This is a genomic window from Microcystis sp. M079S1, from assembly GCF_020246425.1.
Taxonomy (GTDB): domain Bacteria; phylum Cyanobacteriota; class Cyanobacteriia; order Cyanobacteriales; family Microcystaceae; genus Microcystis; species Microcystis aeruginosa.
In genome coordinates this window covers 16535-27663 of the sequence record NZ_JADBSZ010000112.1, presented here as the reverse complement: position 1 = coordinate 27663, position 11129 = coordinate 16535, and the positions used below count along the sequence as shown (strand labels likewise).

The window sequence follows — 11129 nt, the reverse complement described above, 5'->3', positions numbered from 1 at the left end:
TAGGGTTTGCTGAAAAAGTTTTTCGTGGGGGCAGGGTGTGGGGTGTGGGGTGTGGGGTGTAGGGTTTTACCGATTTTCATCTGGTCAATTACCTAATTTTCAGGGAAAAAGTACCTGAATTTTCCCCCCGCTCACTCCCAGGTCCGGTACTTTTGGATTGACAAAAAGTCTAAAAGTCTTATCCAGCAAGGTTTTTAGATTTATTCAGCAAGCCCTAAATAGCAAAAACTATAGACGAATAGCTATGAGCTTTGGTGAAGAATTTGAATTACTGCTGCGGGCGCGCTATCCTCTCATCTATATTACCACCCTAGAAGAGGAACGTCTCGAAAAAGCGATCGCCGATATTGCCAAACAGAGCAATAACCGTGCTGTCTATGTCTGGGATTTTGTGGATGGTTATCAAGATAATCCCAATAATGAGAACTTTGCTCGGCGTAATCCCCTCCAAGCTCTTGAATTCGTCGAAAAGCTGCCGCCTAACATCGCCGCGATCATAATTTTACGCGATTTCCAGCGCTTTTTAGAAGATATTGCCATCGCCAGAAAATTGCGAAATCTCGCCCGTTCCCTGAAATCTCAGCCCAAAAACCTAATTATCGTCGCTCCCGAACTGTCTATCCCCTCAGATCTAACCGAAGTAATCACCGTCGTCGATTTTCCCCTCCCCAGTGGCGAAGAAATTAAACAGGAAATTCAGCGATTAATCGCCGCCACCGGACAACCCGTCAAAGAACCACTCCTGGATGAATTAGTGCTTTCTGCCCAAGGATTATCCCTAGAGAGAATTCGTCGGGTTTTAGCCAAATGTTTAGCCAGTCACGGCAAAATTGAGCCAGAGGACGTGGAATTAATTTTGGCAGAAAAACGCCAATCGATTCGTCAAACCCAGATATTGGACTTTTATCCCGCCACAGAGCAGATTTCTGACATCGGCGGCCTAGATAATCTCAAAGATTGGCTGATTCGTCGCGGTGGTGCTTTTAGTGAACGCGCCCGCGCCTACGGTTTACCCAATCCCCGGGGTTTACTATTGGTGGGAATTCAAGGGACGGGTAAATCCCTGACAGCGAAAGCTATTTCCCATCATTGGCACTTGCCTTTACTGCGTCTAGACGTGGGGCGTTTATTTGGCGGATTGGTGGGAGAATCGGAATCGCGTACCCGTCAGATGATTAATCTCGCCGAAGCTTTAGCTCCCTGTGTGCTGTGGATAGACGAAATCGATAAAGCTTTCGCCGGAGCGGAGGGAAAAGGCGACGGGGGAACCACCGGGCGGGTTTTCGGGACTTTTATCACTTGGTTAGCCGAGAAACAATCGCCGGTTTTTGTCGTCGCTACAGCTAATAACATCCAATCTCTGCCCCCGGAAATGTTGCGAAAAGGACGCTTCGATGAGATATTTTTTGTCGGACTACCTAGCCAAAAGTCCCGCGAGGAGATTTTTAGCGTTCATTTAGGGAAAGTTCGGCCCCATAATCTAAAAAGTTATGATATAAAGCGACTAGCCTACGAAACTCCCGATTTTTCGGGGGCAGAAATCGAACAAACCATCGTGGAAGCGATGCACATCGGTTTTAGTCAAAATCGCGACTTTAGCACCGATGATGTGCTTGAGGCCGCTAGTCAGATTATCCCCCTAGCTCGGACTGCCCAAGAACAGATTCAATTTCTACAGGATTGGGCAAAGTCCGGTAAAGCTCGTTTAGCCTCTCGCGATGATCGTTTTAATGTCAATTCTAGCAGTTAATTTAGCACCAATATGAAGCGTTTATCTGGTTTATTGCAATTTATGCTCGGTTTTGTCATGGGAGTGGCGATTTTGGTCGGTGGGGCTACTGCTGTCGCCTATATGCTTCTCTCCGGTATGAATTCTAATCCTCCTAAACCCGTCTTTACCGAGGAGAAAAAAGAGGAAACTAAGGAGGAAAAAACCGCCGTCAAACCTTCTCCCATCCCTACTACTCCCGTCCAAGAACAACCCCAAGCTGAGGTGAAAGAGTCTGCCACAGCTGCACCAGCACCAAAAGCTTCCCCGAAACCCAGTCCCGAAGCAAGAAAAAGAGAAGCCACATCCGAGGGTTATCAAGCGCGGGTGACATGGCAAAGCGGTTTAAGTCTGCGCTCTGAACCTACCAGTGAATCGACTCGTCTCGGCGGTCTGGATTATAATACTAAAGTCAGTGTGGTGGGAACCAGCAGCGATGGCCAATGGCAGCGCATACGTCTGTCCGATGGTCGCGAAGGTTGGATTAAAGCGGGTAATATTTCCAGAGTCGAGTAAATAGGGTTTGCGGCAAAAAGTTTTTCCTGGGGGCAGGGTGTGGGGTGTGGGGTGTAGGGTGTAGGGTTTTACCCATTTTCAGGTGGTCAATTACCTAATTTTCAGGGAAAAAGTCCAGGAATTTTCCCCCCGCTCACTCCAATGGCTGGTACTTTTGGATTTCAAAAAGGTCTCAAAGTATTATCGAACAATGTTTTTAGATTTATTCAGCAAGCCCTAGGGCTGGCTGAATAAATGTGAAATGTAGGCAAAGTAAGGGTTTTGGGGCTTTACGAGCGAAACAGGTGCAAGATTTTGAGAGAATCATGTTTCAAAACCTTACATCTTCATCGGCCCGCGTCCTGTAGGGGCGAAGCATTCGGGCATAACCTATCGCTGAAACCCTAGATTTCCTATCCGAATGCTTCGCCCCTACTTTTTGCCGCAAACCCTATTTAGAAGGGATAGATTTTCTAAATCTATCCCTTTCCCTTAATTCAAGAGCGATTATCGCGATTAACTTTTCTGATTAACCAATAACTTGCCGCTAAAGCTAAGGTTCCCACGGTGAGGGCAATTAAATCATCTTTACTGTATTTATTGGGATCAAAAATAATAATTTTTCGAGAGATGGCAATCAGGGCAGTAACTACGACTAATTCAACCTGTACGATGTGTTTTCTTAAGTAAGCAGTGACGTTTTCTAATAACTCTAAAGCGATCAAAATATTGAGAAATAATCCGAAGATTTCAATTAAAGTTTTACTAAAAAAACCGACGGGTTCCGTAGTAAATAAATCTTTGATTAGGATAACTACTAAATCATAAAGAGAAACAATAATAACAACAATTAAGGCTACGGATAAAACCTTAGAAACTATGTTTTCGATGAGATGAATCGACCTCATGAAATCTTCATCGCGCCATTGTTGACCAAAATTGATAAGTAGTTTCCGTATCTGTTTGAGCATGATCGATTAAGTAAAAAGTAAAAATTATTATTGTATTTTATTGCTAATTGTTCTATTTAGCTAACAAGTAAGCCGATCCCCCCTTAATCCCCCCTTATTAAGGGGGGTGCTGATCCCCCCTTAATCCCCCCTTGATAAGGGGTGCTGATCCCCCCTTAATCCCCCCTTGATAAGGGGTGCTGATCCCCCCTTGATCCCCCCTTGATAAGGGGTGCTGATCCCCCCTTGATCCCCCCTTGATAAGGGGTGCTGATCCCCCCTTGATCCCCCCTTGATAAGGGGTGCTGATCCCCCCTTGATCCCCCCTTGATAAGGGGGGTATCTGACAATTTTTAACATCTAAGTAGGGAGGCACAATTATTTGTAGGATGGGTTAGCGGTAGCGTAAACTATGCGGTCGTTGGGTTTCATGCTTCAACCCAACCTACGTTCATCTTATATTTAATTCCACCCACCCACTTACTTACTTAGAAATAATTTTACTTGAAGAAGGCTTCCCTAAAAAAAAATCTAGGTGCGATCGCTATTAAGTCAACCGCACCCCAAACTAATACAAATGCTCGCATCTAGCTGACATCATCGTGAGCGAAACGATTATAGAGGAAGTCGAGGGCATAGTTACGCAGACGATAATATTCAGGGTCCTCCATAATTCTCTCCCGATCGCGGGGACGGGGGAAATGAATATTCATCACTTCGCCGATTTTCGCTTCCGGTCCATTGGTCATCATTACCAGCTTATCAGCGAGGAAAAGAGCCTCATCGATATCGTGGGTAATCATCAACACCGTACAGCGTTTATCTTGCCAAATTTTCAGCAATTCTTCCTGTAATTCCTCTTTGGTAATCGCATCCAAGGCACCGAAAGGTTCATCAAGAATCAACACTTCGGGACGGATAGAAAGAGCGCGAGCGATCGAAACCCGTTGTTTCATCCCCCCGGAGATTTGGGGAGGGGTTTTGTCCATAGCTTCGGTTAAACCCACCATAGCTAAATGATCGCGCACGATCGAGCGTTTTTGTGCCTCTGGAGCATTGGGAGACACCGCATCTACCGCGAGATAGACATTTTCAAAAACGCTTAACCAAGGCAATAAAGCATAGTTTTGAAACACTACCATGCGATCGGGGCCGGGTTTAGTAATTTTCTTACCGTTAACTTTAACGATGCCATCGGTGGGAGAAGAAAAACCCGACACCATATTTAATAGGGTCGATTTACCGCAACCGGAGTGACCGATCACACAGATAAATTCACCTTCATTGATGCTGAGATTAACATCCTTAAGGACGGTGTAGGGGCCTCTAGCAGTGGGATAAACCTTAGAAACTCCTTCAATGGTGACAAAAGCTTCTTTACTGGGGGTCTGGGTTGCTCGGTTAACGGTGTCGGTGGTAGTGTACATGATTAGTCTTTGGGGGAAATTAGTTAATAGGAGCAATGGCTAGGGATAATTGGCTAGGAATTATCCCCTTAGTCGATTTTTAGGCAATTTTGCGGGATTCGCTGGCACTAGGACGAGCATCAATAGCCACTTCGGCCATGGTGACGTTTTGTTTGATCTCTAAACTATTGAGATAACCGATCGGATCCTCGGCATCAAACTCGATACCATCGAATAAAAGGATCGGTGTGCGACGATATTTAATATCCCCTAGACCCAATTCCCGGGCCGCGGTACTAAAAACACCCACCCGACAGACGCGTTCGAGAATTTCTACCCAGTTACGGGGGAAAGGAATGTGGCCCCAGCGTGCCATTTGGGTCATCATCCAGAGGTGTTCGGTACGACTGGGACGATTTACCCCTTCTCCATAGAACAGATGGTGTGCATATTCTTTCATCGGTTGATCGAGACTGCACGCGTAGGAGTTGGGATCACCCAGTTGGATATAATCGATATTGGTACTAAGGTACTGACGACTGGCGAGGATTCGACGAATTTCTTCCTGATTCCCTTCCTCGGCACAGTAGCGACAACCTTCCAGCAGTGCTTTAACTAAAGCGACGTGGGTATTAGGGTATTTATTGGCCCAATCTTCCCGGACTCCCAGGGCCTTACCCGGGTGGCCCTGCCAGATTTCTAAGTCGGTGGCGACGGTGTAACCGATACCCTCCATGGCGGACCTGAGATTCCAAGGTTCACCGACACAGTAACCGTCAATACTACCGGTTTTCAGGTCGGCTACCATTTGGGCCGGGGGAATAGTTTCGAGGTGAACGTCTTTATCGGGGTCAATTCCCGCTGCCGCTAACCAGTAACGCAGGAGCAAATTGTGCATCGAGGAGGGGTGAACAATGCCAAAAATATGGCGCTGATCCCTCGATTCCAATAGCATCTGTCTTAAGGCGTTACCGTCAATCACTCCCTCGTCATAGAAGCGTTTAGCGAGGGTGACACCGTTACCGTTACGAGTCATAGTCAGGGCGCTGACAATCGGCAAAGGTTGCTCCTGATAACCACCGACGGTTAACCAGGTGGGCATTCCCGAAGGCATTTGCGCCCCGTCGAGGAATCCCCCCGCGATCCCGTCCACAACGCCTCGCCAACTGGTTTCCCGGACCAAATTCACCTCATCTAGACCATGTTTAGTGAAGAATCCCTTTTCTTTGGCCACTGCTAGGGGCGCGCAAGCGGTGAGGGGAACAAAACCGATTTCTAGATTGACTTTTTCTAAACCGTGACGGGCAATCACTTCGACTTTGCGAGCGCGTAGTTTTTTGATCCGTTTTTGTTGGTTGAGGAAATAGATAATTTCACTCCGGAGACTGTAGTAACTGGGGTGTTCCACCACTTCCATGCGTTTGCGGGGACGGGGGATATCCACTTCCAAAATACCGCCAATTTTTGAGCCGGGGCCGTTGGTAAGCATGACGATGCGATCGGATAATAGCACCGCTTCATCCACATCGTGCGTCACCATTACCGAGGTCATTTCGTATTCTTCGCACAGCTGCATTAACTGTTCCTGTAGATTACCTCTAGTCAGGGCATCTAACGCGCCAAAGGGTTCGTCTAAAAGTAGGACTTTCGGACGGATGGCTAGGGCGCGAGCGATCGCTACCCGTTGTTTCATCCCCCCCGATAATTCGTTGGGACGTTTATCCACTGCATGACGAAGATTGACCAGATCGATATATTTTTCGACTTCGGCTTTTCTTTCATCTTCTGATAGTTGGGTGAGAACTTGATCGACGGCCAGAGTGATATTTTCTTTGACGGTTAACCAGGGTAAAAGGGAATAGTTTTGGAAGACTACCATGCGATCAGGCCCCGGTTTTTTAATGCTTTGACCTTGCAAAGTCACCACCCCTTCCGTGGGCAAATCTAAACCAGCGATCATGTTTAAGAGGGTGGATTTTCCGCAACCGGAGTGACCGATAAGGGAGATAAATTCCCCTTTTTTGATCTGTAAATCAATCCCTTTCAAGGCCACATATTCACCGCCACCACTGAGGGGGAATACTTTATCGATGTTATCGACAGCGACAAACAAACTCATAGTTTTTTTCTCCTTAAATTTGCTCAAGTTTCAGTTATTTAGAAATGGGGAAAGTTTCCCCATCGATTCCCTATTGACGAACGATTTGAGTTTGCAACCAAGCCATAAAGCGATCGAGCAATAAACCCACACCACCGATATAAAACAGCGCAAGAATAATATCGCTAATGTAGTTATTTTGGTAGGCATCCCAGATAAAGAAACCGATACCGACGATACCCGACATAACAATTTCCGCCGCAATAATCGCTAACCAAGCTAAACCGATCGCAATTCTCAAACCGGTGAAGATGTAGGGAAGTGCCGAGGGAATTAATATCTTGAAGAAGAATTTTTTGCTGGACAATTGCAAGACTTGTTTAACGTTGATATAGTCTTGGGGAATTTGTTGGACACCGACGGTGGTATTAATCAAAATCGGCCAAACTGCGGTAATAAAGATAACGAATAAAGCAGCAGGTTGGTTTTGTTGTAAAGCGGCCAAAGATAGGGGAACCCAAGCAAGAGGAGGAACTGTTCTCAGGAATTGGAAAAGGGGATCGAGGGCCTTATTTAAGAAAGAATTTAAACCGACCATAATCCCAACGCCAATACCCACCACTGCGGCTAAAGAATAACCGATTAATACCCGTTGCAGACTCGCTAAAGTTTGCCAGAATAGTCCTTTATCAATGCCCCCACGATCAAAGAAAGGATACATTAAATAAGTACGGGTACGCTCATTGGTGATTAGGTCGGATGGGGGGGGTAATTTTATTAATCCCAGCATCGAGACTAATTGCCAAACAATCAGAAAACCCAAGGTACCGATAATGGGGGGAAGAATGTCATGGGAATGCTTTTTCCAGAATTTACTGAAGTTGAAACCACCTTTACCTGTTCTGCTGACGCTACTTGCCATTTTGCCGTTTTCCTTTTTTTTAATAAAATCTTTGGGATCGTGATCGGGGTTGATGAATAGTTTACAGAAAAAAGCACCCTTTCGGGTGATGGACTAGACAAAATTTTTAGCCTAGTCCATCTTTAGGCTTCTTTCTAGATTTTTTTGATCGCCAAGCTATCGAGATAAGCTTGGGGATTGGCAGGATCAAAAGTTTTGCCATCAAAGAATTTTTCGACACCGCGGGAGGTACTGGTGGGAATATCGGCCGCAGGAACTCCTAATTCTGTGGCTGCCGCTTTCCAAAGATCCTCGCGGTTAACTTTGTCGATTAATGCTGAGGCAGTGGTTAAAGTTTCTTTCGGCAAGAAACCCCAACGAACACTTTCGGTTAAAAACCAGAGATCATGACTCTTGTAGGGATAGGAAACGCTACCGACGGGATCTTTCCAGTAGAAAACTCCTTTATTTTTGTCGGTGATTTCCGGTTTACCGTCACCCATTTTCTGCATTCCTTTGAGGGGACCGGCGATAATTTCTTCCTTGAGGTTGAAATAAGCCGGTTTAGCGAGAATTGCCGCCGCTTCTGCCCGATTTGCCTCCTGATCGAGCCATTGCTGCGCTTCCATAATTCCTTTTAACACCGCTTTGGTGGCTTTCGGGTTTTTATCCACCCAATCGGCGCGGATAGCGAGGTATTCTTCCGGGTGATAGGGCCAGATTTCTGCGGTTAAAGCTGACATAAAACCGATCTGATCAGCCACAATTCTCGCCGGCCAAGGATCGCCGGTACTAAACGCATCCATGGTTCCCGTTTTCATGTTGGCCACGGTTTGGGCGGCAGGAACCGCAATTAGGTTAATATCCGTATCGGGGTTAATACCACCGGCGGCTAACCAGTAACGAATCCAGAAGTCTTGATTAGCTTTCGGGAAGGTATAGGCGGCTTTAAAGGGAGTTCCCGTCGTTTTCATGCCGAGGATGTAATCTTTGGCGGGTTTCAGGTCTAAACCGATATTTTTGCCCTCGTGTTTACCCGCGATCGCAATTCCGTTACCCTGGGTGTTTAACTGCGCCAACACATACATGGGGACTTTAACGTTATTTTTGGTGATTAGTCCCTCGGAAATTAGGTAAGGCATGGGCATTTGCCACTGTCCCCCGTCAATTCCGCCCGCATCTGCGCCAATTTCGACGTTATCTCTAGCGGAACCCCAGTTTGCTTGTTTGGAGACTTCCACATCGGGCATCCCGTGTTTAGCGAAAAAGCCTTTTTCCTTGGCAATAATTAAAGGTGCAGCCTCAACGATAGGAATATAACCTAATTTAATTTTGGTGGTTTCGGGGGCCTCTCCGGGGGCCACCGCAACCGGAGAAGCAACCGGGGAAGCGGGCGCGGTGGTGGTGGTTCCACCCGTAGTGTCGGGGGGATTACCCACACAACCTTTGAGGACAACAGCCCCTGCCGCTGAAACTGCCGCCGTGGTTAAAAATTTCCGTCTCGAAAAATTTGACATAGAATCTCCTACCTGCTTGCTAGAGCAAATATGTGTGCTGAATTATGGCTAAAGAAACCCCCAGCTAAACTTTCCTTCTAGCCTGTGCTATAGAAATTTAGCTATGGAATATCTAAACTCGATTGAACTTACTAAATAAGTCTAGCGGAATTTGGAAAAAATAATTAATCTGATCGAGAATTTTATTTACAAAAATTTAATTCGATTGATAAGAATTAATTAAGACTATTGATATATCTAGCTTCTAGCCACTTAAAAAGGTTTCCGTAGGGCGCTGGAGCAGGGGTGATGGGGTGATGGAAGTGGGGAGAAACAACAAAATGAGCCAAGGGTAAGTTTTGGGAATGCGGTTCCTTCCGGCTTGGTAGAATGGACAATATGCTTTCACCCCAAAGTAATGACCAGATCCAAAAAGCCGAAATCACCGAACTCCTCTGATTCGCCCACCTCTCCTACCTTAGCCCTCTCTTCCCTACATTTTCGTCTCCAAGCTTTAGAGGAGGAGCATCAGTGGCTCCTCAAGCAGATTGGCAGAAAGCGCAACGAACTGAAGAAATTCCTCGACCAGATGCGTTCCCTGGCGACGGAGATTTTTCAGAGAGGGCAACCCCTCTATCAAAAACTTACCGACCTCGACCGCGAAATACACGCCCTTTTTGACGAAATCCTCACTGCTAGAAAATTGGGGCAGCAGACAAAAAAAAGGATTCTCGGAATTTACGAGACACTTCAGTTAACGGGGGTGATTAGCCCGAAATTTGACGATGGAGATGAAGAACTTGACGAACTTTTCGGAGACGAAGAACCAGAAGGATCATCAGAGCAATCCGCGCAGGATTTCTTCTCTGGGGGAGACTCCTATAACCGTCACGATGATGGAACAGAGCTATCACCTGAAAGCTCGCCTAAATCTCCTGAATCTAGACAAATACGCCGCACTTTCCTGAGAATGGCTGAGATTTTTCACCCCGACAAGGTCACGGATCCCGAAACTCGGATGCGTCACAATGAGATCATGAAGGAGGTCAACCGTGCCTATAAAGAGGGAGATATTGCCAAACTGCTGGAAATCGAACGACAGCATCAAATGGGGGACTCTTTCGCGGTTGAAGGCTCATCGGAAAGCGACCTCAAACGACAGTGCGAGAGGGTTGAAACCAATAACGAACTACTCAAAAAGCAGTACGAGAACCTGAAGAGAGAACTGCGATCGGTGCGAAATACCCCGGAAGGCGAGATGGTGAGGGCCAGTCGCGCTTGTGAGAAGGATGGCATCGACCCGATTGAGCAAATGCTAGAGGAGATGAAATTACAAGTTCAATCCACCGAAAAAATCTATAATTTTGTCCGTGACTTCCGCGATAAAAAGATAACGGTTAAAGAGTTTCTGCGCGGACCGGTCAGGATGGGCAGAAGCCCGGAAGAGATGGAAGACATTCTTGATCAACTTCTGCAGCAACTTCGCGGAATCAGCCGTTGAAGAGGGTGCATCTCATTTTTGTAAATCTACTAAGTTGGGATTTTTAAGGGGAAACTTTCTCCTAAAATCGGGCGTTACTTTCGGTTTTATCACTCAATCCCAGCTTTTGGGGGGTTCTACCCCCCTATCCATTAGTCACATCTTTCTTATAGCAGTTTTCATCAGAATGAGGCATGGGCAAGGGGCTTAAACCCTTTGTTAGCAAAACTTGTCGATACCTCAGTAACGTGAAAAGCGCTGTATTGTTTGGAATACCGTTAAAAATGATTGACCATTTTTAGTTAAAGAACTAGAAAAGATTCTGATAAGGTAAAACTTTGGGAAAATTAGCAGAATTTAGATATTGAACTAATCCACTCAAGGAGAGAAACATGAAAGCAATGAAGGTTATGGCAACCATTGATGAACAAGGACAACCAAACCTAGATCATCCTTACTCTTGCTAAGAAATCTCGCAGCATTCGAGATGACATTCAACAACAACCACGACAATTTTTGATTTTTACCAGAGGTC

General features: G+C 46.1%; 8 protein-coding genes. 3 read left to right on the top strand and 5 right to left on the bottom strand.

Annotated features, from left to right (window positions below; genetic code table 11):
- Positions 1-244 precede the first annotated feature (244 nt).
- A complete protein-coding gene (locus tag IM456_RS07575; protein WP_287693366.1) occupies positions 245-1750 on the top strand; it encodes a Ycf46 family AAA ATPase in 1506 nt (501 codons plus the stop codon).
- Positions 1751-1762: 12 nt separating this feature from the next.
- Positions 1763-2284: an SH3 domain-containing protein gene (locus tag IM456_RS07570; RefSeq protein ID WP_149985961.1), complete on the top strand. Its 522-nt coding sequence runs from the start codon at positions 1763-1765 to the stop codon at positions 2282-2284.
- 476 nt (positions 2285-2760) lie between these two features.
- Here IM456_RS07570 and IM456_RS07565 read toward each other — a convergent pair whose 3' ends face one another.
- The 5 genes from IM456_RS07565 to IM456_RS07545 form a co-directional block, all read right to left on the bottom strand.
- Entirely contained in the window at positions 2761-3234 is a 474-nt protein-coding gene (locus tag IM456_RS07565) for a phosphate-starvation-inducible PsiE family protein (protein ID WP_002800917.1), read from the bottom strand.
- A 566-nt stretch (positions 3235-3800) separates the two neighbouring features.
- A complete protein-coding gene (locus IM456_RS07560) occupies positions 3801-4640 on the bottom strand; it encodes a nitrate ABC transporter ATP-binding protein (RefSeq protein WP_149985962.1) in 840 nt (279 codons plus the stop codon).
- A 79-nt stretch (positions 4641-4719) separates the two neighbouring features.
- Positions 4720-6738 (bottom strand): ABC transporter ATP-binding/substrate-binding protein, encoded by a 2019-nt coding sequence (locus tag IM456_RS07555; protein WP_287693085.1) that lies wholly within the window; start codon positions 6736-6738, stop codon positions 4720-4722.
- Between the two features lie 70 nt (positions 6739-6808).
- Complete coding sequence (ntrB, locus tag IM456_RS07550) at positions 6809-7639, bottom strand: nitrate ABC transporter permease (protein WP_287693084.1); 831 nt, start codon at positions 7637-7639, stop codon at positions 6809-6811.
- A 134-nt stretch (positions 7640-7773) separates the two neighbouring features.
- A complete protein-coding gene (locus tag IM456_RS07545) occupies positions 7774-9135 on the bottom strand; it encodes a CmpA/NrtA family ABC transporter substrate-binding protein (protein ID WP_287693083.1) in 1362 nt (453 codons plus the stop codon).
- 397 nt (positions 9136-9532) lie between these two features.
- Between IM456_RS07545 and IM456_RS07540 the strand changes: the two genes are divergently transcribed.
- On the top strand, positions 9533-10615 hold the full coding sequence (locus IM456_RS07540) for a molecular chaperone DnaJ (RefSeq protein ID WP_287693082.1): 1083 nt from the start codon (positions 9533-9535) through the stop codon (positions 10613-10615).
- The last annotated feature ends 514 nt before the right edge of the window (positions 10616-11129 follow it).